The organism is Pectinatus frisingensis, assembly GCF_014076555.1.
In the GTDB taxonomy this organism is placed as follows: Bacteria; Bacillota; Negativicutes; order Selenomonadales; family Selenomonadaceae; genus Pectinatus; species Pectinatus frisingensis.
Map to the genome: position 1 here is coordinate 1,607,881 of NZ_CP045424.1, position 23,215 is coordinate 1,631,095.

At 38.1% G+C, this 23,215-nt stretch carries 22 protein-coding genes, 1 pseudogene and 1 riboswitch; of the genes and pseudogenes, 8 read left to right on the top strand and 15 right to left on the bottom strand.

The window, feature by feature from the left end; all coding sequences use genetic code 11:
* Positions 1-598: 598 nt before the first annotated feature.
* Both F8M42_RS13640 and F8M42_RS07575 read right to left on the bottom strand, forming a co-directional pair.
* Positions 599-952 carry a DDE-type integrase/transposase/recombinase gene (locus F8M42_RS13640; RefSeq protein WP_229711298.1) on the bottom strand — a complete coding sequence of 118 codons (354 nt, stop codon included), beginning with the start codon at positions 950-952 and terminating at the stop codon, positions 599-601.
* A 271-nt stretch (positions 953-1,223) separates the two neighbouring features.
* The gene (locus F8M42_RS07575; RefSeq protein WP_196595541.1) at positions 1,224-1,568 is read right to left on the bottom strand and encodes a transposase; all 345 of its coding nucleotides are present in this window, start codon (positions 1,566-1,568) and stop codon (positions 1,224-1,226) included.
* A gap of 121 nt (positions 1,569-1,689) precedes the next feature.
* On the opposite strand from F8M42_RS07575, the gene F8M42_RS07580 reads away from it, so the two are divergent.
* The 8 genes and pseudogenes from F8M42_RS07580 to srlE all read left to right on the top strand — a co-directional run bounded on the left by F8M42_RS07580 (position 1,690) and on the right by srlE (position 9,302).
* On the top strand, positions 1,690-2,166 hold the full coding sequence (locus tag F8M42_RS07580) for a MarR family winged helix-turn-helix transcriptional regulator (protein ID WP_182185702.1): 477 nt from the start codon (positions 1,690-1,692) through the stop codon (positions 2,164-2,166).
* Positions 2,167-2,235: 69 nt separating this feature from the next.
* Positions 2,236-3,642 (top strand): FAD-dependent oxidoreductase, encoded by a 1,407-nt coding sequence (locus F8M42_RS07585; protein WP_229711299.1) that lies wholly within the window; start codon positions 2,236-2,238, stop codon positions 3,640-3,642.
* Between the two features lie 232 nt (positions 3,643-3,874).
* Positions 3,875-4,260, top strand: a pseudogene (locus F8M42_RS13885) (transposase); the annotation flags it as partial.
* Between the two features lie 180 nt (positions 4,261-4,440).
* Entirely contained in the window at positions 4,441-5,007 is a 567-nt protein-coding gene (locus F8M42_RS07595) for a glycerol-3-phosphate responsive antiterminator (RefSeq protein WP_182185704.1), read from the top strand.
* Positions 5,008-5,262: 255 nt separating this feature from the next.
* On the top strand, positions 5,263-6,123 hold the full coding sequence (locus F8M42_RS07600; protein WP_182185706.1) for a class II fructose-bisphosphate aldolase: 861 nt from the start codon (positions 5,263-5,265) through the stop codon (positions 6,121-6,123).
* Between the two features lie 103 nt (positions 6,124-6,226).
* Positions 6,227-7,495, top strand: a complete 1,269-nt coding sequence (locus F8M42_RS07605) for a zinc-binding dehydrogenase (RefSeq protein ID WP_182185708.1) — start codon at positions 6,227-6,229, stop codon at positions 7,493-7,495.
* Between the two features lie 266 nt (positions 7,496-7,761).
* Complete coding sequence (gene srlA, locus F8M42_RS07610) at positions 7,762-8,289, top strand: PTS glucitol/sorbitol transporter subunit IIC (RefSeq protein ID WP_182188679.1); 528 nt, start codon at positions 7,762-7,764, stop codon at positions 8,287-8,289.
* A gap of 26 nt (positions 8,290-8,315) precedes the next feature.
* Positions 8,316-9,302, top strand: coding sequence for a PTS glucitol/sorbitol transporter subunit IIB (gene srlE / locus F8M42_RS07615; protein ID WP_182185709.1), 987 nt, complete (start codon positions 8,316-8,318; stop codon positions 9,300-9,302).
* A gap of 122 nt (positions 9,303-9,424) precedes the next feature.
* On the opposite strand, the gene F8M42_RS07620 is transcribed toward srlE, so the two are convergent.
* The 13 genes from F8M42_RS07620 to F8M42_RS07680 all read right to left on the bottom strand — a co-directional run bounded on the left by F8M42_RS07620 (position 9,425) and on the right by F8M42_RS07680 (position 23,136).
* Entirely contained in the window at positions 9,425-9,940 is a 516-nt protein-coding gene (locus F8M42_RS07620) for a folate family ECF transporter S component (RefSeq protein ID WP_182185711.1), read from the bottom strand.
* 57 nt (positions 9,941-9,997) lie between these two features.
* Positions 9,998-10,098, bottom strand: a riboswitch (THF riboswitch).
* A 28-nt stretch (positions 10,099-10,126) separates the two neighbouring features.
* Positions 10,127-10,612 carry a Mini-ribonuclease 3 gene (locus tag F8M42_RS07625; RefSeq protein WP_182185713.1) on the bottom strand — a complete coding sequence of 162 codons (486 nt, stop codon included), beginning with the start codon at positions 10,610-10,612 and terminating at the stop codon, positions 10,127-10,129.
* Positions 10,612-12,042: a cysteine--tRNA ligase gene (gene cysS / locus F8M42_RS07630; RefSeq protein WP_182185714.1), complete on the bottom strand. Its 1,431-nt coding sequence runs from the start codon at positions 12,040-12,042 to the stop codon at positions 10,612-10,614. The genes F8M42_RS07625 and cysS overlap by 1 nt, the downstream gene beginning before the upstream one ends.
* Positions 12,026-12,775, bottom strand: a complete 750-nt coding sequence (cysE, locus tag F8M42_RS07635) for a serine O-acetyltransferase (protein WP_407672845.1) — start codon at positions 12,773-12,775, stop codon at positions 12,026-12,028. The genes cysS and cysE overlap by 17 nt, the downstream gene beginning before the upstream one ends.
* Before the next feature lie 51 nt (positions 12,776-12,826).
* Complete coding sequence (gltX, locus tag F8M42_RS07640) at positions 12,827-14,299, bottom strand: glutamate--tRNA ligase (protein WP_182185716.1); 1,473 nt, start codon at positions 14,297-14,299, stop codon at positions 12,827-12,829.
* A 57-nt stretch (positions 14,300-14,356) separates the two neighbouring features.
* A complete protein-coding gene (ispF, locus tag F8M42_RS07645; protein ID WP_182185717.1) occupies positions 14,357-14,845 on the bottom strand; it encodes a 2-C-methyl-D-erythritol 2,4-cyclodiphosphate synthase in 489 nt (162 codons plus the stop codon).
* Between the two features lies 1 nt (position 14,846).
* Entirely contained in the window at positions 14,847-15,614 is a 768-nt protein-coding gene (gene ispD / locus F8M42_RS07650) for a 2-C-methyl-D-erythritol 4-phosphate cytidylyltransferase (protein ID WP_182185719.1), read from the bottom strand.
* Positions 15,615-15,708: 94 nt separating this feature from the next.
* The gene (locus tag F8M42_RS07655) at positions 15,709-16,818 is read right to left on the bottom strand and encodes a PIN/TRAM domain-containing protein (RefSeq protein ID WP_182185721.1); all 1,110 of its coding nucleotides are present in this window, start codon (positions 16,816-16,818) and stop codon (positions 15,709-15,711) included.
* A 173-nt stretch (positions 16,819-16,991) separates the two neighbouring features.
* Positions 16,992-18,350 carry a DNA repair protein RadA gene (gene radA / locus F8M42_RS07660; protein WP_182185722.1) on the bottom strand — a complete coding sequence of 453 codons (1,359 nt, stop codon included), beginning with the start codon at positions 18,348-18,350 and terminating at the stop codon, positions 16,992-16,994.
* A gap of 151 nt (positions 18,351-18,501) precedes the next feature.
* A complete protein-coding gene (locus F8M42_RS07665) occupies positions 18,502-21,045 on the bottom strand; it encodes an ATP-dependent Clp protease ATP-binding subunit (RefSeq protein ID WP_182185724.1) in 2,544 nt (847 codons plus the stop codon).
* 4 nt (positions 21,046-21,049) lie between these two features.
* Positions 21,050-22,120 carry a protein arginine kinase gene (locus F8M42_RS07670; RefSeq protein ID WP_182185726.1) on the bottom strand — a complete coding sequence of 357 codons (1,071 nt, stop codon included), beginning with the start codon at positions 22,118-22,120 and terminating at the stop codon, positions 21,050-21,052.
* Positions 22,121-22,132: 12 nt separating this feature from the next.
* Positions 22,133-22,678 carry a UvrB/UvrC motif-containing protein gene (locus tag F8M42_RS07675; protein ID WP_182185727.1) on the bottom strand — a complete coding sequence of 182 codons (546 nt, stop codon included), beginning with the start codon at positions 22,676-22,678 and terminating at the stop codon, positions 22,133-22,135.
* A gap of 2 nt (positions 22,679-22,680) precedes the next feature.
* The gene (locus tag F8M42_RS07680; protein WP_182185728.1) at positions 22,681-23,136 is read right to left on the bottom strand and encodes a CtsR family transcriptional regulator; all 456 of its coding nucleotides are present in this window, start codon (positions 23,134-23,136) and stop codon (positions 22,681-22,683) included.
* Positions 23,137-23,215: the final 79 nt, after the last annotated feature.

Below are 23,215 nucleotides of genomic sequence, written 5' to 3' on the forward strand. Positions count from 1 at the left end.
TGCATTGTTAATTTCTAATTATAAACAGTTTATTTACTCAAAACCTTTAATATCTTAATTCTATTGACAAACATAATTCGTTTATTTTAAATTTGTCAATAACTATAACATATGAATCATACACAAAAGTAATAGAATATTCTTTACTAAAACTGATATTGTCAATATCTCTTTACACTTTTTCCTCGAGGATATTGGATCTACGCTGCATCCTTCAATGAGCGGTAATACTGTTGTCTCTTAATCATTGGAGGTAATCCTCCATTGGTGAGCAGATTCTTCGGTTATTCCAGTAACTAATGAAATATCTCCATATAATTGTTTTCATATGTTCAACAGTTGTTTTTGAAGCATTATATCGATTATAGATTAATTCTTCCTTTAATCTTGCCCACATGCTTTCGCAACGGGCATTTGGTGCTAGTATATAAATAGAGCAAAATAAAATTACAGTAGCTTTCTTACCCTAGCAGTTGCCCCAGTTTTAGGCTACTCGAACTTCCACATTGTCTTGTAAGCTTTCTAACCCAAATGTTACCATTCACGCTAGTCACAATAGGGTTACCCCGAATGGATGGGGCAGCCTTTCGGCAATATATTACGCGACTTCTTGTCGCACCTGTGTTCCCCTATCACTATGCAGGATACAGCCCCGAATTTCTGGATATGCTTTATATGTATTAATTATTGTTTGTTCACATAACGTGGCTTTCATATTTGTATCCATTGCTAATCCCAGTACTGCAGAATCGAAGCAGTCAAAAACTGCGGATACATACAGTTTTCCATCCAGACACTTTATTTCAGTCATATCTGTTACGCACTTGCTTAACGGTTTATCAGAATAGAAATCACGTTTAATTAAGTCATCAGATTTTCTGGCTTCTTTATCAGCTTTTGTGATTCCATTAGGTCTTCTTTTTGGTCTATGGCTAATACCGATTTCTTCCATAACACGGTATACAGTCCGTTCACTCGGAATCTCAATACCAGCAGGTTTTTTAGCTCTAAAGCTTGATGCATTCTGATTCGTCCGTAAGTATCATTGCATTCATCTTCAGTACAGATATCTAACATAGCATCTGCAAGAGACTGATATTTCCAAGGCTTATCTTTATATTTAAGATAATTGTGAAATCCCTGTCTGGTTACGCATAGGCTTTTACAATAGAATGAAATTTTACCTTTAATAGTGCCGTCTTCAGTTTTTACTGCAATAAATATCAATCTCTGTTTTTTGTTGACTTCCGACGGCTGGCGGCGAAAAAAGCGCTTGCTTCCTCAAGAAATTCATTCACTTCTTTAAGATGGTGATTCTCTTTGTCCAGTTCTTTAACACGCTTTTTAAGTTCAATAAGTTCCTCGTTAAGAGATAAGGCATTGGAAGGAGTATGAACAGCGTCTTTTGCCTCCAACCTACCTTCTTTGAAGGCTTTAACCCATGTATAGATAGTACTATCAGGAAGCCCCAGTTCCGTTGCGGCTTTGTGTCCACCAATCTCCTGAGCTAATTTTACAGCCTGTGATTTAAATTCTTGGTCATAAGTTTTTATAATTCGTTTTGCCATCTTATTTCTCCTATTCTCTATCAATTATATATCACAATCCTTGAGAATAAGGTGCCAATTTTTATTGTACAACATCAAAACTATGTTGACAAAAACGTAAACATACTTTACAATGTGAAATATGATGAATTTAAATGATGCAAAAAATACGGAAATAAGTTATTTGCTTTTTAAAATTATTAAGAAGTTTTCTGAAATTGATAAAAAAACTCGTTATTATGGAACGGATCGACCATTATTTTATTCAGAGATTCATATGATTAAAGCAATAAAAGAAAATGAAGGGATTCATATAACAGGATTAGCTGAAATTTTAGGAGTGTCTAAAGCAGCGGTATCTCAGATAATAATTAGGCTTGAGAAAAAAGGGTTAATTATAAAAGAAAAGGATGTAACTAATCAGACTAAATTTTTATCAAAATTAACGCCTTTAGGTGAAATTGCATATATAAACCATTTTAAATTTCATGAAAGTTTTGATCAGATGTTGGCCGGAATATTGGATGGTGAATCCGGAGAAAAGATTGATTTTTTAAAAAGATTCCTAACAACTTTAAAAAATGAACTCGATATTTTTAGTGATAAGGTTGGTGGTTAGTTTTTTTTGATTTATATGTAAAGTACCTTTACGTCTTGCTTTGAAGATTTTCTCGGAATTGAAAATTTGTTGATAAAAAGTTTCGAATTTGGTTTTGATAATTTCTTATTGGAAATTGATATAAGTTTTGTAGGTGAACATGAATTTGACACTGGAGGTTTAAAAATGAAATTAAACGAAAGCATACCAAGAGAAGAAAAAAAGGCGAAAGTCGTAATTGTTGGCGGTGGATGGGCAGGAATCAGTGCAGCTGTGGCTGCTTCTCAGGCTGGAGCTGAAGTGATTATCATAGAAAGAACCGATATGCTTTTGGGGACAGGTTTAGTTGGTGGGGTCGTAATTACCAATGGACGTTGGACTGCGGTAAAAGAGGCTATCGCTATGGGGTTGGGCGATATTTTTAGTGCAATCAATCAGGCTGCTACACATAAGAATATTAATTTCCCGGGCCATGAGCGTGTGACCCTTTATAGCGGAATCAAAATCGAGCCAATAATTAAAACGATGCTGGAAAACAAGGGAATACAGGTCCAACTCCAGAGTCGTGTCAAAGATGTGGAAATGGATGGAGGCAAAATCGTTGCAGTAGTCACAGATAAAGGCAATCGAATTATAGGGGATGTATTCATAGATGCCACCGGTAGCACAGGACCGTATGGCAACTGCCATAAATACGGCAACGGTTGTGCTATGTGTGTTCTGCGGTGTCACAGCTTTGGAGTGCGGATCAGCCTGGCTGCCAAGGCCGGAGTTCAGGAGTATTGCGTTAAGCATGATAGTCAGGTCGGTACTATGAGTGGCTCCTGCAAGATATTCAAGGAATCGCTTAGTAAAGAGATACGCAATAAGCTGAATGAAATTGGTGTGGTCATGATTCCGATTCCTGAGAAATTAAGGCAGAACCATCAAAATTTTGTCAAGCAAGGGTTGTTGCACCTTGCATCGGGATTTGCTGATAATATCATTTTACTAGATACCGATCAGGCTAAATTGACAATGCCATACTACCCGCTGAGCATGCTGAGGCAGATTCCCGGTATGGAAAATGCCCGCTTTGAAGATCCCTATGCTGGTGGCATTGGAAATTCCATTCGTTATTTGGCTATGTCGCCGCGAGATAATACCTTGCATGTCGAAGGAGTGGATAACCTTTTTTGTGCTGGGGAAAAGGTAGGCCCAATGGTAGGTCATGTAGAAGCAATCGTTACCGGTGGTTTAGCGGGAACCAATGCTGTCCGTAAGGTATTAGGTATGAAACTAGTGATAATTCCTGAATCATTAGCCATCGGAGATATCATTGCTTACGTGAATGAACAGGTTAAAACTCCTGACGGGAGGGGAAAGGTCTATACTTTCGCGGTCTCTGTCTACTTTGATCGTATGAAGGAAAAGGGTCTATACCTTACTGATGTAGATGCTATTAATGCTAGAGTGGAACAAGCTGAAATGCAGAATATATTTGCTACAAGGTTATGAAAAAATGTCCAGTATGATATGTTTGTTTAAGTTATCTAGAAAAATGTTTAATAAAATATAAGATTCAACTACCCTGGACTGAAGTCCAGGGTAGTTGAATTTCATCATGATGAATCGGGACAAAGACAATTGCGGCAAAAAAGAGCCTATGAAAAAATCTCTGTAAACAAACTTCCACTCGAAGTCATAAGGTCTTCTATGGTACAATCTAATCATAGGAGGCCTTTTTATCATGGCAAAACATCGGAAAGAGATTCACAAGGTTGAAATGACCGATGGGAAGCGGGCTATTATCCAGCGGCTCTTCCAAGAGTATAACATCGAGAAACCAAATGACATCGAAGATGCCCTGAAGGATCTGCTGGCGGCACCATCAAGGAGATGATGGAGTCTGAAATGGATGAACACCTGGGCTATAGCAAATCGGAACGCTCCGACAGCGAGAACGCCCGCAACGGTTATAAACCAAAGCAAATGAACAGCAGTTATGGCAGCTTTCAGATTGACGTTCCTCAGGATCGGCAATCCTCATTCAAGCCACAGGTTGTCAAGAAGCGTCAGAAGGACATCTCTGCCATTGACCAGAAAATAATTTTCATGTATGCCAAAGGGATGACGATGATAATTTAATAAAACACAACACATAAAACATCAGGGCTAAACGTCTTGATGCTTTTTTAATTTTGATTCTGTAATTGACAATTATACTTATGATTATATATAATACAAATGATTTTTACCAATGTGAAAACATATTAAACAGCAATTATTATATATCAAGTGAAAGGATTGTATTAAATGAAAAGAACTTTTTCTATCATTCCTTCCGTACGTAACATGAAAGATCTCAAAAAGGCCCTGTCAATTTCTGAAAACACCATTCTTTTAAGTACTATTACACACATCGGCAATCTAAAAGAGCTCACTGTGCTGTGTCACGGTGCCGGCAAACATGTAATTGTCAATCATGAATTGGTCGGCGGCCTTGGTAATGATACTATTGCTTTTGAGATGTTAAAAAACATGTATAAAGTAGATGCCGTCATTGAAAGTAATCAAATTTATGCAGGAAAAGCCAAGGCTGCAGGAATAGAAACAATTCTTAAAGTACCCTTAATAGATTCATTGGCGTTGGAATCCACACTCAAACTAATAGCTAATATTAAACCAAATATGATTGAAGTGAAACCCGCAGTTTGTGCACTCAGTAATATAGAAAAAATTAAAAAACAATATTCAGGGAAAATTATTGCCAGCGGCTTTATTACCGATGTGGAACTAATACACAAATTATATGATAATGGATTTGACGGTATCATGACAAGCCGGCAAAATTTATGGAACAATCCTTTTAACAAACTGTAATTTAATCTATATTAATATAGTATTATAATAATTTATTTATTCAGTATTTTCATATTTATTATTGACAAATGAAAAAATAACTTTTATACTGTAACAGAAATAAGAAGTTACCCGGGTGACTTTTCATTTCCATAACAAAATATTTTTATATTGAATTGTGTATTGAATTCGGTATCATAGTGCAGAAGTTTTTCTGTGCTTTGGTACCTTTTTTTATTACTATTCTACTACTGCCCTAATGAGGAGGTACCATCTATGTTGGTAAATATGAATAAAATTTTAAAAAAAGCCGCCAAAGATAAATATGCTGTTGCGGCATTTGATTGTGTATCAGATATTTTTGTTAAAACCATTTTAGATTCAGCTGTTAATATGGACTCACCGATAATACTAATGGCGCTTGAATATGATCTTAAAGAGCGTGGCATGGATTATATAGCCGGTCTCATAAAGGCCGTTGCCCCCACTTATAATGTTCCTATTGTACTGCATCTTGACCATGCAACAAATTTTGCAATAATTGAGCGTGCCTTGAAAAATGGTTTTACCTCTGTTATGTACGATGGTTCAGCATTACCATTCGACCAAAACGTCAAAAACACTCAACAAGTAGTTAAAATGGCTCAAAAATATAACGCTACAGTAGAAGCTGAATTGGGTCACGTAGCAGGAAAAGAATTGTCAGGCTGCGATGATGATCATGCTGTACAACTCACTGAACCTCAGGAAGTGGAAACATTTGTCAATGAAACAAATATTGATGCATTAGCGGTTTCAATAGGTACAGCACATGGTATATATGTTTCAGAACCTAAACTAAATATTGAACGGTTAAAAGAAATATCTGCAATCAGCAAAGTACCATTGGTTTTACATGGTGGCTCAGGTACACCAGAAGCAGAATTAAAAGAAGCTATAAACAATGGTATAACCAAAATAAATATTTATTCAGATTTACGAATTGCTTTAAAAAAGGGAATCACTATTGCATCAGCTGACAATCAAAGACCTGATCCTCTTCCAGATAAGATGTTTGCCCCAATGACTGCCGCAATAAGCAAAATTGTCCAAGACCGTATAAATTTATTCGGTTCAAAAGGGAAAGCAGCCATTTGAAACATTTTACAGATATTAGTTTTTTAGAAAAACACATAACATAATAAGTTTTGCAAGTCAATGATACATATCTGCAAAGCTTTGTATATGAGGAGAAATTAAAATGATTACTACTGCGGTAAGAATGTATGGAAAAAATGATTTAAGATTAGAAAAATTTTCCCTGCCGGAAATAAAAGACGATGAGATTCTTGTAAAAGTTATCTCTGACAGTATCTGCATGTCAACATACAAGGAATCAAAACAAGGTTCAGAGCACAAGCGTGTTCCTGAAGGAATTGACAAGCATCCCGTTATAGTAGGACACGAAACAGCTGGAGACATTGTTGAAGTAGGTAGTAAATGGCAGCATAAATACTGCGTAGGAGATAAATTTTCTTTACAACCGGCCCTTACGTATAAAGGACAAAATTACACTGTAGGTTACTGTTATGAAAATTGCGGCGGAGCCTGCACATATGCAGTCATACCATCTGAGGTTATATATGCGAATAGTCTCCTATCATATAAAGGGACGGCTTATTATGAAGCATCTTTATCAGAGCCAATGAGTTGTATTATAGGTGCTTTCCATGCAGCTTATCATAACACTGCAGGAGAATATAAACATGTAATGGGCACAAAAAAGAATGGTACTTTGGCAATTCTGGCAGGAGCCGGTCCCATGGGTATGGGTGCCATAGACTACGCCCTACACAGCGATGTATGTCCCAAAATACTTGTTGTCACAGATATAAATGCTCAAAGATTAGAACGCGCTTCACAAATATTTCCGATAAAATCAGCTGCAAAAAAAGGTATTAAATTATATTTTATCAATACAGCAGCCCATAATGACCCCATCACTTTTTTGCGTTCGCTGACTGATGGTCATGGATTTGATGATATATTTGTGCTGGCACCGATAGCTGAAATCATCGAACAGGCAGATAAACTTTTAAGTTACGACGGTTGTCTGAATTTTTTCTCCGGCCCTATTAATACAAATCTGAGTGCAAACATAAATTTCTATAATATTCATTATAACTCAGCTCATATGATGGGAACTTCTGGCGGATATACTTCAGATATGCTTGAATCCCTGTCCCTTTCTGAACAAAAACGCATCAATCCGGCAGTTATGGTAACTCATATCTGTGGTATAAACGATATTATAGATACAACAATAAACCTGCCTCACCTTCCCGGTGGAAAAAAATTATCCTATCCACAGATAAAAATGGAACTAACCGCAATAGATAGTTTCGCTGAAAAGGGAAAAGATAATCCTTTTTTCGCAAAACTCGCAGAAATTTGTCAAAAATATAATAATCTTTGGAATGCGGAAGCAGAAGATTATCTATTGAAGAACTGGCCTATAAAAACTTATTAATATTGATATGGGGTTGCCACACTTATGCATTTTCATTTATAAACATGCGAAATAGAAAATCATATAGCCTAACAGGTTGCACATTTATAAAGTCAATGCTATTCGTGCGGTAACTCTATATAAATAAATTAAAATTGCAAAAAATTCAAATAATTTATATCTTTTGTACTATAAATATTAGCAGAATTTAATCCAGGAAATCTTACAAACTTCAGTTATTTATAAAATATTATTTATTATATTAAGGAGGAAATAAGATGGGAATTATGCAGGAGCTGGGAGTTCTGGCAGCAGGATTTATCGGTTTATTTCAAGAGGGAGGTAAAAGTTTTGTCGGTATGGTAACAGGAATGTTGCCGACATTGATAGCATTAATTACTGCCATCAATGCATTTATTCATATTATGGGACAGGAAAGAATCAGTAAGTTGGCACAGCTGACAAGCAAAAATGTAATTTTGCGTTATACCGTATTTAATGTAATTTCAATGTTCTTTTTAGGAAATCCTATGGCATATACAATGGGACGCTTCCTGCCGGAAAAATACAAACCGGCATTTATGGATTCATGTATTTCCTTCGCCCATCCAATAACCGGACTGTTTCCTAATGCTAATCCAGCTGAACTATTTGTGTGGCTTGGTATTGCTAATGGTATCGCTCAACTGGGACTGCCTACCAGTGAAATGGCCGTACGTTATTTTCTGGCTGGTGTGCTCGTAATGTTGATTCGTGGTATCATCACGGAGAAAATTACGCTTTACATGATGAAGAAAAAAGGCATCGAACTTTAAAATTGAGCGATAAAGGAGAATAAAACATGGCTGATGCAGTTAGAATAGAAAAAGGACCTAATGGGTTTGGCGGACCGCTGACAATTAAATTGTCAGGAAAACGCAATAAAGTAGTTTATATAACCGGCGGTGAGAAACCGGAAGTTGCGGAAAAGATAGCCCAATTACTCGGCGCTGAATTGGTAGATGGGTTTAGCCACGGTGTTTCGGATGAAGAAATAGCTGTCGCAATTGTCGACTGCGGTGGAACGCTGCGCTGTGGTATCTATCCTAAGAAAGGTATTCCGACGGTGAACCTCACACCGGTTGGTAAATCCGGTCCGCTGGCATCATTTATTAATGAATCAATATATGTTTCTGATGTAAAAGTCAATGGTATAAGTGCAGCTTCAGCCGACGGCGCAGCAAGCATAAATACAGCTGTACCGGCAGCAGAGACCGTACAACCGGCAGCTAAAAGCGCACCCGCCGGCAAAAGAGAAAAGGGAAATATTTTAATGCGGTTCGGCAAAGCCGCCGGAGGAGTTATCCAGATATTCTTCCAAGCCGGCCGTGATACCATAGACATGGTTGTAAAAACTATTTTACCGTTTATGGCTTTCGTAAGTATGATCGTAGGTTTAATAATGGGTTCTGGGTTAGGTGATTTTATTGCCGTGCATTTATCACCATATGCCGGTTCACTGCCTGGATTGTTTATCATATCCGTTATTTGTTCGCTGCCGTTCCTGTCACCAGTTTTAGGCCCGGGCGCTGTTATTGCTCAGGTAATTGGTGTTTTAATTGGTACACAGATTGGTGCCGGAGCTATTTCACCAGAGTTTGCCCTGCCGGCACTATTTGCAATAGATTCACAAGTAGGCTGCGACTTTATGCCGGTTGGTTTAAGTCTGATGGAAGCAAAACCGGAAACTGTTGATATCGGGGTGCCAGCAATATTGATGTCACGTCAATTGGGCGGACCGATCGGTGTTATTGTGGCTTATTTCGTAGGCATAGGATTGTTTTCGTAAATTTAATATCATAAATAATCATCTTAAACCTTATTGAAAAATATTATTCAAAATACCGCAATATGATAATTGAACTTCCCCATAATCCAGACTCCAAATCCAGCTTATGGGGATTGATAATATCAATTTAAATTACGGTATTTTTTTATTGTCTTATCTAATGTTTTATAAATAGTATAAAATAGAAAAATATTGATCGGCATAAAAATAATTCCCTTTATGAAGCGACTGAATGCAAAGGCAAATACGGCTTTTTGATATAAAATACTAAGCCAGATAGTATTAAGCAACATATCTACAATAACAAAGCTTACTGTAAATGCAACAGCAGCTCGTTTAATAGTAATTGATTTATTATAAAAACAAAAACCATAAATCGCCCCACTGCAAAAGCTACTAATAGTAAATCCAGGAAAATAAAGTCCTGGTGTAAAAAGTATACAACCTAAAATATCTGACACTGCTCCCAGAATGCTGCCCGCTAAAGGGCCATAAGCAGCTGCATAGATGGCTAATGGTAAAAATCCGAAACCAATCCTGATAAATGGCGTCTGTATCGCAAGTACATGCGTAAAAATAATTATTAGAGCCAAAAAAATACCACTTAAAATAATTGTGCGTACTGAAAAATGGTACAAAAAAACACCTCCACATGTTTAGCGCGTTGCTACATATCAAGATGTTTCTTTTTATGCAGCAGCGGGATGCAGTGACTGTACCGCAAGCTATATCACTTTTCGTCCAAATGACAACTCCCCGTTCATCTGGCACTTTACGCACAGTCACTTACTCTGCTAAATAACTATTTAATTATATTATTTCTATCAATTATCAGTATGTTCGTTATGAATAGTTTTAATTATCGTTTGAAACGATTTTTCACATATTTCCTGCAAGCGTATTTTATTGCCAGTCAGATATAAATATCCCAAGACTGCCTCAAAACCTGTACTGGTATGATAATCAGCTACACTGGCTGCACGCGGCGCATGTGATTTTGCACTATAAGCCCGGTGAAATAATTTTTTTTCACTTTCAGTCAATTGTTTTTCAATTTGCCGATACGCTTCAGCCTGATACACTGCCGACACAATTTTGGCACTAAAATCATTGAGAACCCGAACTTTATTTTGTTCAAAAAAAAGCATCCGGGTACGTACAAACAGATGAAAATAAGCATCTCCGATATATGCTAGTATTAATGGTGATAATTTTTCAACTTCAATTTTACCATAATGCTGTTTTACAACACCTGCTGTATTTAGCTCAAACATATGTTCACATAAATATCGATAATGAGCGAACTGCATTACCGCTTCCACCTGGCTCCCGTTGGGGAATCTTCAATAATTATACCTATTGTTTTCAAATCATCACGTATCTTATCCGATGTTGCCCAATCTTTATTATGGCGAGCATCTTCCCTAACCGCAATAATCAAATCCATCAATGCATTGACAATTTTATCATCATTCTTTTCTTGTTTATCCGCCTGCAAAATACCAAGAATATCTGTCATCTCCCGATATACTGCAACAACCTTTTCAATATCGTCTTTATCAGCAGCAGTATCACCGGCAGTAATAGTTTGATAATAGATATTTATTTTTTTAGCTAAATCAAACATATTTGCTAAAGCAAGTGCTGTATTAAAATCATCTTCCATTGCATCATAAAATCCCTTTTTCGCATCTTGGGCAAATTGAACTAATTGTACAGTGCTGCCATCACCATCTTTTGCCGTGTTACATAAATCATTAAGATTATCCTGTGCATTTTTTAAGCGGGCTAACCCGGCTTCAGCCTCTTTTAAACGTTCATCACTAAAATCCAGAGGACTGCGATAATGTGTAGCTACAAGAAAATATCGTAATACTTCAGCAGGATATTTTGCCAAAATATCTTTTACTGTAAAAAAGTTATTCAGCGATTTGCTCATCTTTTCCTGATTTATAGTAATAAATCCATTATGCAGCCAATAACGGGCAAAAGAATGATCATCACAGCAATAGGCCTGCGATTGAGCAATTTCATTTTCATGATGCGGAAATATAAGATCACTGCCACCACCATGAAAATCAAAGGTTTTCCCCAGATATTTCAGTGACATAGTAGAACATTCTATATGCCAGCCAGGACGCCCTTTTCCCCACGGACTTTCCCAGTATGGTTCACCAGCTTTGGCACTTTTCCACAAGGCAAAATCCATTGGATGATGTTTACGATCATCTACCTCAATACGCGCACCGGCCTGCATATCATCAAGTTTACGCCCGCTTAACTTACCATATCCATGAAATTTTTCCACACTGAAATAGACATCACCATCAAGTTCATAGGCAAACCCTTCCTTGATAAGCCCTGATACCATTTTTATAATATCCGCCATGTTTTCCGATACCCGCGGATATATGTCAGCACGCCCCACACCTAATTTATCCATGACGGCAAAGTATGCTGCTATATACTTATCAGAAATATCTTTCCATCCGACACGCTGCTCATTGGCGGTACGAATTATTTTATCATCAATATCCGTGAAATTCTGGACGTGTTTCACTTTATAACCCAGTTTACGTAAAAAGCGTTTTATCACATCCCAGGTGACAAAAGGCCGCGCATTGCCAATATGTGGTTCGTTATAAGGAGTAACGCCGCATACATAAATACTGACATGCCCAGGTACTACTGGTTTAAATTCTTCTTTTGTTCTTGTTAAGGTATTATATACTTTTAACATTTTTTTTCGCATCCAGTTCCTTTTCTAAATTTGTTACTTTAGTTTCAAGTCCATCAACTTTTTTTACAAGTTCCTTCATCATATCAAGTATAGGATCAGGTAATTTATCATGTGCCAAATCAACATCAAGTTCTTCCGTTAGTTCTTTTTTAAATGCATCAGATATATTAGGATTCTTTATCTTTCCATCGGCAGTAGAGCTGACACGTTTTCCCTTCATCATTACCACACGGCCTGGAATTCCCACGACAGTGGCATAAGCCGGCACTTCTTTAAGAACTACTGAGCCGGAACCAATTTTAGCATGATCTCCTACAGAAAAAGACCCTAATATTTTTGCTCCAGAGGAGACCACCACATTATTACCGATAGTAGGATGACGTTTCCCCTTTTCTTTGCCGGTCCCGCCCAACGTGACTCCTTGATATAAAGTCACATTACGACCTATTTCAGCGGTTTCGCCTATTACAGTGCCACTGCCATGATCAATAAATAAGCCCGGACCGATTTTAGCTCCAGGATGAATTTCAATACCAGTAAGAAAACGGGCAAAGTTCGATATAGCACGCGGCAGTACAACAAAGCCGCGTACAAAAAACCAATGGGCAATACGGTACATCCAAATAGCGTGTAATCCCTGATAGCAAAGCAAAACCTCCAACACACTTTTAGCAGCCGGATCCCGCTCAAAAATTACACGAATATCTTTTTTTAACATATGTAGCAATTTCATAATAATCTCCCAAGAAAAAGGCCGTTTATGCTTATCGTTTTTTTATCATCATTATAATGTCTTTATCACAGACATTGCTTTTTCCAGACGTTTCATTATCCGGTCATAACCGACGACTTCAATAATACCTGCCAAATCCGGTCCATGCATTTGTCCTGTGAGTGCCACTCGTACCGGCATGTACACTTTTTTCCCACTAACTTTAAGTTCCTTGGTTATTTGTTTAAATATCGGCTGAATATGAGCAGCATCAAAGATGTCAACAGCAGACAGTTTTTGTTTAAACAAGTCAAGTACCGGTAATGCCGTTTCATCAGTCACAACCACTTTTGCATCAGAATTATCAATAGTGATTTCATCATTAAAATATAAATCGGCAAAATCCAGATATTGTGCCCCATAGCTTAAATGATCGCGAATAATTTCTGTAAAACGAACTAATCTCGCCATTTCTTCAGTTGCCAGTGCCCCAGTGAGATAACCTTTCTCCACAAGATGCGGTATTGCCATCATGGTTATCTTTTCTGATGAAAGTTTTTTCATATACTGAGCATTAAGCCAATTTAATTTATCAATATCAAACACTGCCGGATTTTTTGCAACATGTTCCATAGAAAATTCTTTAACTAATTCATCAATAGAGAATATTTCTTGTTCACTTTGTGGTGCCCACCCCAGCAATGCCAAAAAATTAACAATCGCTTCAGGCAAATATCCCAATTTTTTATATTGTTCCACCGACGTTGCGCCATGACGTTTACTCATTTTAGAATGATCCTTTCCCAAAATAAGTGAGATATGGGCAAACATTGGTACCTTAAACCCCAAAGCATGATAAAGGACAACTTGCCGTGGTGTATTGGAAAGATGTTCTTCAGCCCGTACTACATGAGAAATTTTCATCAAAGCATCATCAACAACCACAGCAAAATTATATACCGGTATGCCATCTGCTTTCATTATTACAAAATCACCAACACCATTGGAATCAAACTGCATATGACCGCGTACCATATCATCAAATTCAACTGTTTTATTTTCCGGTGTACGGAAACGAATGGTCGGCTTGCGCCCTTCAGCTTTATATTTTTCTATTTGTTCATCTGTAAGATTACGGCAATGTCCTTGATATATCGGCATTTTATTAGCTTTCATCAAAGTTTCACGTTCTTTGGCAATTTCAGCCTCCGTACAGTAACAATAATATGCTTTACCTTCATCAAGCAATTTTTGTGCATATTGTCTATAAATATCAAGCCGTTCCATTTGATGATAAGGGCCATAGTCACCGCCGGCGTCAACACCTTCATCCCAAGTAAGACCGAGCCATTTCAGAGATTCTTTAATATTTTCTTCCGACTCCTTACTGGACCTCACTCTATCAGTATCCTCAATACGCAGTACGAATTTACCTTCAGGATATTTTCTGGCAAGCAGCCAATTAAAAAGTGCACTGCGTGCACCACCGATATGAAATGGACCTGTTGGACTCGGAGCGAAACGAACTCTGATTTGTTCAGACATGTATTTACTACCTCCAAATAATACTTATACGGTATATTTTAACAGAAATATGCTTATTTAACAATGATTTTCACATTTCTCAATAAGGGTAATGGCATTTGCTGCTATTCCCTGACCGGCTCCTGTAAAACCCAAACCTTCTTCTGTAGTCGCTTTAATATTTATATATTCTTTATCCAATGATAAAACTTTTGCAACATTACTGCGCATTATTTCGATATAAGGTGCCATTTTAGGCATCTGTGCAATAATTGTAGCATCAATATTAATTACAGTATAATTTTTGTTTCTCAATAAATCTCTCGTCTTTTGTAACAGTATCATACTGGAAATATTTTTATATTGAACATCATTATCAGGGAAATGGCGTCCTATATCCCCCAATCCTGCTGCCCCCAATAAAGCATCAGCAATGGCATGCAGCAGTACATCGGCATCAGAATGTCCCAAAAGTCCCTTCGTAAAGGGAATATCAACCCCGCCGATTATAAGCTTACGATTTTCTGTCAATAAATGTACATCATACCCCATGCCTATACGCATCAATTCACAACCTTTTTCCTAATATTTTCGTTTTCATGAGTTCAACTGCATTCGTCACCGTAATTGAAAGATCTGCTTTAACCCTATCAACCGCCTTTTTGCCCAGCATAGCCTCAGCGTATACCAGATCACCCGGTGACGTTATTTTTATATTCTTATAATCACCCATTACTATTTTTACAGGGTGACCAATATGTTCAATCAAACTTGCATCATCCGTACCGAGAAAATTATCCTGCCGTGCCTGTTCATAAGCCCTTAAAAGCAATTCTTTTTTAAATCCCTGCGGTGTCTGCATCATCCATAAATTACTGCGATCCGGTGTCCGTACCACTAAATTATTTTCATCAATTACCTTTATTGTATTAGTAACCGGTACAGCAGCGACAGCGGCTTCCGATTGTTTTACCTCATCAATGACAGCATTTATAACCTTTACACTAATAAGCGGCCGTGCAGCATCATGGATAAGCACCATATCCGAATCCTTTGATACAGCCATAAGACCATTGTACACGGAATATTGTCTTTCAATGCCTCCGGCCACTACTTTACATGGTTTAATTTCAGGAATGGTATTTAACAGTTTACTCACCATAGTTACCTCCTGCGGTGCAACGACTACGACAAAATCATCTATAAATGCACAGCGTGAAAAGCTCAACAATGTATGCAATAAGACTGGTTTATCGGATAAAGACGCAAAAACCTTATTAAATGGGGTTCCCATTCGCCTGCCTTTACCGGCAGCCGGGAAAATAGCTGTAATCACTGATATCACCCTTCTTGATATTTTAAAAAAAGCTGCGGCATCACCCGCAGCCTATTACTTCAAAATATAAAACAAAAGTCCACCCTAATAAATATTATTTGGGTTTAGCAAAAATCATTCGCCCTGCTGCTGTCTGCAAAACAGATGTAACCGTCACTGGCAGCGTCGTATTCAAAAACTTTCTGCCTCCCTCAACGACAATCATTGTTCCATCATCAAGATAAGCCACACCCTGGCCTTGTTCCTTACCATCCTTCACTACAGTCACTGTCATCGCTTCACCGGGGATTACAACCGGTTTTAAAGCATTTGCCAATTCATTTATGTTTAGCACTGCTACTCCCTGCAAATCAGCCACTTTATTCAAATTATAATCATTGGTAATAATCTTTCCCCCAACCACCTGGGCAAGTTTTATTAATTTTGAGTCAACTTCATTTATATCATCAAAATCACGTTCATCAATTTGCACAAACATGCCAAAATCGGTTTGGATACGTTTTAATATATCCAGACCGCGGCGGCCACGCGTGCGTTTCAGTAAATCTGCCGAATCAGCTATATGCTGCAATTCTTCCAGAACAAAAACCGGTATCAATAACGTGCCCTCGATAAATCCACTCTGACATATATCAGCGATGCGCCCGTCAATTATAACACTTGTATCAAGCAGCTTATAGGCTTCTTTTGCTGGTTGTAATTCTTTGACGACACTTTTTTTATCCTTACCCGGTTCACCAAAAAGACGTGGAAAAAGTGCTACAATTTCATCACGTTTTTTTATCGTTATATGTATGCCCAAATACCCAAGGACAATGCTGAAAACAATTGGTAAATAACTACCTACCAAGGGTACACCGGAAAACGCCGCTCCAAGAAGATTAGCTATAATCAGACCAATGGCCAAACCACATACACCGGCTAACACATCATGTATTTTCATCTTATTAAGTTGATTTTCTACCCACGTCGAAAATCTCTTCAATAAAATAATAAGATAAGGAGAAACTATATAGCCCAATATTCCCCCAAAAATTATTCCCAGAAAACCGATTACCAGCCGAGCCAATGTAATACCGAAAATATTGAGATTAATATCAAGATATTCCGCACTGATAATCAACGGTATAATAAGCTGCATAATTGCCAATCCAAATATAGCTGCGAGAACCACTATAAAAAATCGCAATACTTTTTCTAACACGAACTCATCTCCAAATAAAATAATATATTATAATTGCAAAATACCATTCTACACAAAATAAATGAAAGCTATATAAATCACACAATACTTATGTACATACAAATTTATTCAGGCAGATAAATTTATAATACTAAATGAAACTGTTTTTGTCAAAAAATGTCTTATATCCAGCTTTACAGTGCTGCCTTTAATGCCTCACGCACATTATTTACACCAAATATTTTTGCTTTTTGCATCTTGCCAACTACTTTAACATTTTTTTGCGGAATTACAATATTTGTAAAACCAAGCTTACACGCTTCCTTAACTCTGATGTCAGCCCCGTTTACAGCACGGACTTCACCTGATAAACCCACTTCACCGAATATAACTGTTTTTTCTTTTACTGCTTTATTCATAAAACTTGATGCCAGCGCCACGCAAAGTGCCAAATCACACGCCGGTTCATCAATTTTTATACCTCCGGCGATTTTTACATATACATCACAAGCACCTATACTCAAATTCAATCTTTTTTCCAAAACAGCCAGTAATAATTGTATCCGTTTTATATCAACACAATCAGATGTACGACGCGGTGGTATATAGGGCGTAGATGCTACTAATGCCTGTATTTCAACCAGCAGCGGTCGTGTTCCTTCCACTGTAGGTGCTATAGTTATTCCCGAATCAATTACCGTTTCTGATAAAAATAACTTTGAAGCATCAGGTACATCGACTAATCCGACATCCCGCATCTCAAACAATCCAATCTCATTGGTACTGCCAAAACGATTTTTTATTGCCCGCAAAATACGAAACTGTGCATTACGTTCGCCCTCAAAATAAAGTACCGTATCAACAATATGTTCCAAGACACGTGGTCCGGCTAAAGTCCCATCTTTAGTAACATGCCCGATTATAAAAACAGCAATTGCCATACTTTTGGCTATTCGTAAAAGTTCAACCGCACATTCCCGCACCTGACTGACACTGCCTGGAGCACTTTGAATATCAGGTCGAAAAATTGTCTGAATAGAATCAATTACTAACAAGTCTGGTTTTTCCCGTTCAATCTGCATATTTATCCGTTCCATATCAGTTTCACTAAATACCTTCATCGTATCGGAAAGCGCATTTATTCGTTCAGCACGCATACGAATCTGCTGCAAACTTTCTTCTCCTGTCACATAAAGAACTTTCCGATCTCTTGCCGCATAAGCACATACCCGCAGGTTTAAGCTGGATTTTCCTACACCGGGATCACCAACCATCAAAACCAGACTGCCCGGTATCACCCCGCCGCCCAATACACGGTCAAGCTCTGGTGATCCTGTACTGAAACGTGGCGTCTTTGTCAATGATATTTCCGATAATAGTTGAGGTGTGTGGTTTTCTCCCTTTAGTTCCAATGATAATCCATGTCGTATATCAGACTTAATGATTTCTTCGACCATCGTATTCCAAGCACCGCAGCCCGGACATTTTCCAACCCACTTAGGTGAATCGTAGCCACATTCCTGGCAAACAAAAACACTTTTCTTTTTTGCCACCGATTTTTACCTCTTCTTATTTTTACGTAACAGACACAGAATGATTCTGCCACAAGAACGAACCAACCAAAATATTGCCCAAAAAAAATTGATTAAAAAATTGATTAGCCGTCTTGCAACAGAATCATTTTGGCCTAAGACATTTTTTTGTTTATTCATCTTTTGTCGAGGCAGTATCAACTGTATCATCTGAAAGTGCATTCACACCAACAGGAGCTTTTCCTGCCGCAGTCTGTCTCAAAACAGGCTGCTGAGAAAATATCAGTTTATCATTTTCTTTATCGAAAGAAACATTTATTTTGTCACCGGCTGTAAATTGTTTGTTTAAAAGATTTTCAGCCAATTCATCCTCAAGATGCTTTTGAATAGCTCGTTTCAATGGACGCGCACCAAACTTGACATCTGTCCCCTTATTGAGTAAATATTCTTTTGCCTTTGCATCTACAGTTATTGACATACCAAGATCTTCTAAACGCTTGGTCACATCCAGCAAAAGAATATCGATTATCTGCAGCAAATCTTTTTTATTAAGAGGTTTAAATACTATCAACTCATCAATGCGGTTTAAAAATTCCGGTTTAAGCAGCCTTTTTACTTCTTCCATAATACGTTTGGAACCGGCTTCAAAATCACTATTTTCATTCTTGTCGGTATTAAATCCCATTGGTCCGGTACTTTTCCGCAAAAATTGAGCTCCAATATTAGAAGTCATGATAACCACAGTATTCTTAAAATCAACTGTACGACCCTGTCCATCGGTTAACCGTCCATCTTCCAAAATCTGCAGCAACAAATTAAAAACATCAGGATGGGCTTTTTCAATTTCATCGAGCAAAATTACTGAATACGGTTTTCTTCTCACAATGTCCGTTAACTGACCGCCTTCTTCATATCCCACATAGCCGGGAGGAGCCCCTACCATGCGTGATACCGTATGTTTTTCCATGTATTCAGACATATCAAAACGAACCATAGCATTCTCATCCCCAAACAGCACTTCTGCCAAAGAACGAGCCAGTTCTGTTTTACCAACACCAGTCGGACCTAGAAACATAAACGAACCAATAGGCCTTTTTTCATCTTTAAGACCCGCCCGGGCACGACGAATCGCCCTGGCTACAGCAGTAACAGCGTCATTTTGTCCGACAATACGTTTATGAATTATATCTTCCATGTGCAGCAAGCGCTGTGCTTCTTTGTCAGCAATGCGTTGTGCCGGTATACCTGTCCATGAGGCCACTACATCGGCAATATCATCCTCAGTAACAAGTATCTGCTTTTCTTCCTCTCTTTTCAATTCACTATTGGCTTTTTGCAGCGAATCCCGTATTTTACTTTCTTCATCGCGAATAGTCGCTGCATGCTCAAAGTTTTGTTCATTGATAGCTGCCTTTTTTGCATCATCAAGTTTATCCAATTTATCTTTGAGCTGCTTCAATTCCGTCGGATATGATATTGTTGCCAGCCGTACTTTGGAAGCGGCCTCGTCCATAAGATCTATAGCCTTATCCGGTAAATAACGGTCATTCACATAACGTACTGATAATTTTACTGCCGCTTTGACCGCTTCATCAGTTATTTTTGCCTGATGAAATTCTTCATATTTACCGCGAATTCCCAATAAAATATTTATAGCGTCCGCCTCACTTGGTTCATCAAGCAATATAGGTTGAAAGCGCCTTTCAAGTGCCGAATCTTTTTCAATATATTTTTTATATTCATTTAGTGTCGTAGCACCAATCACCTGAATCTCACCACGTGATAAAGCCGGTTTTAAGATATTAGCAGCATCGATAGATCCTTCCGCCGCTCCGGCACCAATAAGCGTATGAAGTTCATCAATGAATAAAATTATATTACCGGCCTGAGTTATTTCGTCGATAATATTTTTTAGACGTTCTTCAAATTCGCCACGGTATTTTGCCCCGGCTACCAGTGAAGTCATACTAAGACTCATCACTCGCTTGTCAGCAAGAAGTTTAGGCATTACACCTTCTGCCATCCTAATTGCCAATCCCTCAGCAACCGCAGTTTTGCCGACTCCCGGTTCACCTATAAGTACCGGGTTATTTTTGGTGCGGCGCAATAATATCTGAATTACACGTTCAATTTCCTTTTTCCTTCCAATTACCGGATCTATTTTATTTTTTAGGGCAAGTTTTTTTAAATCGCGGCAATAGCGATCAAGAAAGGGGGTTCGCTGCGCTGACCCATCAGAATTGTCCTGACTGTCTTCCTGTGCACCAGTATCATGCTGCCCACTGTTTATCATATCCATTATTGTCGAGTGAACCACGTCAAGGTCTACTCCCAGGGAAACCAATATTTTTGAAGCAATTGCGTCATCCTGGCGAATTAATCCCAGCAGAATATGCTCAGTTCCAATGTAATCATGTCCCAGTGCCTGCGCCTCATCTTCAGCTAAATTCATTACCATTTTGGCTAAAGGTGTATATGATAACGTATTTCCCGCCATTATCGGCGGAATAATGATTATATTATTTAAACGGCTTCTAACCATATCACGGGTTACCCCTAAAGAAGCTAAAGCCTTTGCTGCCAGTCCCTTTTTCTCCCTGATAAGCCCTAATAAAATATGCTCTGTGCCAATATAACCGCATCTTTGTTTACTTGCCTCATAATTAGCAAGCTCTAATACTCTTTCAGCGCTAAAAGTTAATTTATTGTTGTTCATACAATCACTTCCCTATTGAGCTGTCACAAATTATTTTACGGGAAATGTCAGCTCTTTTTTTATCCAGTTCCCGCTGTGAAATACTTTCTTTTTCCTGTAAATTGGTAAGATAATTAGCCCGTCCCGCAACTATCAGCCTATTAAACACCGTAGGATCAATCCCATCAATTATTTTTTCATCTATACCTATACGGACATTGCTCGACAATGACAACAGCTCTCTTATAGACAAGCTGCGGGCATATTTCAAAACACCCAATGCACGCCATGATCTATCATGCATCTTATCTTCATTATACGATAAAATCGCCTTTCGTGCTTCATGTTCATGTGCTGCAATTTCCTGCACCGTACGTGTCAGATTTTCCACCAGTTCTTTTTCATTAAATCCCAATGATAACTGATTAGAAATATAAAACAAATTACCCGGCGCATTAGTGCCAAACATTCCCCGTACAGCAAGACCAAGCTGCGGTGAAATATTGACTATCTTAGCAATTTGATTAGTCATAACCAAACCCGGCAAATGAAGCAATACCGACACTCTGAGACCGGTTCCCAAATTAGTAGGACAAGACGTTAGATATCCCATGCTGTCATCAAAAGCAATATCATATTTCTTTTCAATAGCATCATCGATCAAAAATGCTGTCTTGAGTAAAGTATTGATATCCAGTCCACTACCCATGCATTGTATACGCATATGGTCTTCCTCATTGATCATAATGCCAATATTACTATCTGTGCTCAATATGAGTGACCGGCATTCGATATGCTTAACAAACTTGTTACTAATAAAATGTTTTTCGATAAGGACCCGCCTTTGTATATCAGTAAGCTTTTCCATATCGATACAAATATAATTATTATTGGTTAATGTAGCAATATCATCCAGTATGTCTATTATCCTTGTTTTTACTTCAGTTAATTGTGCAGCAGAAGCCCGATTAGGAAAGGGAATATCCTGAAAATTACGAGCCAGGCGAATGCGGCTGGCCAGGACGATATCACTATCTGGTCCATTTCCATCCATCCATGCTACGTTATCATCGGTAAAAATGTTCTGTAACAACATTATTATTCCCCCTCATTCGCCCTTAATTTCTTTTTCTAATCTGCGAATACAATCACGCAGTTGCGCAGCCTTTTCATATTCTTCATTATCAACGCATTGTTGGATCTGTTTGCGCAAAACATCCAGTTCTTGCTGCATATTCAATGTTTTTCCCGCACGACGCGGAATTTTTCCGGTATGTTTGCTGGATCCATGCAAACGGCGCAGCAATGGTTCCAATTTGTTACGAAAAGTCTTATAACATACACTGCAGCCAATTTTCCCGGAATTGGCAAAATCCATATATGTCATTCCACAAGATGGACAGGCATATTCTTCATCACCAGGCATTTTCCCTGTTTCTTCAGCTGACTTAGCACCCGCAGTATTATGAAAAAGCCCCGACAAAAAGTCATTGACTGAAAAAACTTCCGGCTGTACTTCCGCCTGGGGATGTGTTAAAAATTCGCCATACTGGGCAGCACATTCTTCACAAAGATATTTATCGATTTTGTTGTTGCCACTTATCTGGGTAATATGAATACAAGCTTCATTTTTTTTGCAATTATCACATAGCATTGTTATTCCTCCTCTGAAAAGTCAGCCAGAGTTATCAGCAAAGATCTTAAAAAATCAGCTCTGTCTGTTGACGAAAGCTTATCATATACATCATTAAATGCCTGATACAATAATGCCGCCTCTCTATTTTTTATCAAGCCATGCCGCAGCATGTATTCTATCATATGGTGCAAGTCTTTTAGTGTAGTATCAGCATTTACTTTACTGATCAGGTCACTATAAACCAAATCTTGCAGCGGAGCACGTGTTATGCGGATAAATCCTCCAAGTCCACGACGGGATTCTACAACAAAACCTTTATCTGAAGTGAACCGTGTATTTAAAACATAACTAATTTGCGATGGAGCACATTCTATGGCATCGGCAATATCGGCACGGCGCAATATCACATTACGATTTTGCTGGGCAGCGAGCCGCTGCAATATATAGTGTTCTATTAGGTCTGCTATATTACTCATAATTTCACCTTCATATCCTACTTTTCTTATATTATATTTGACTTTTTGACTTTTTGCAAGTATTTATTCTTTTTATTTT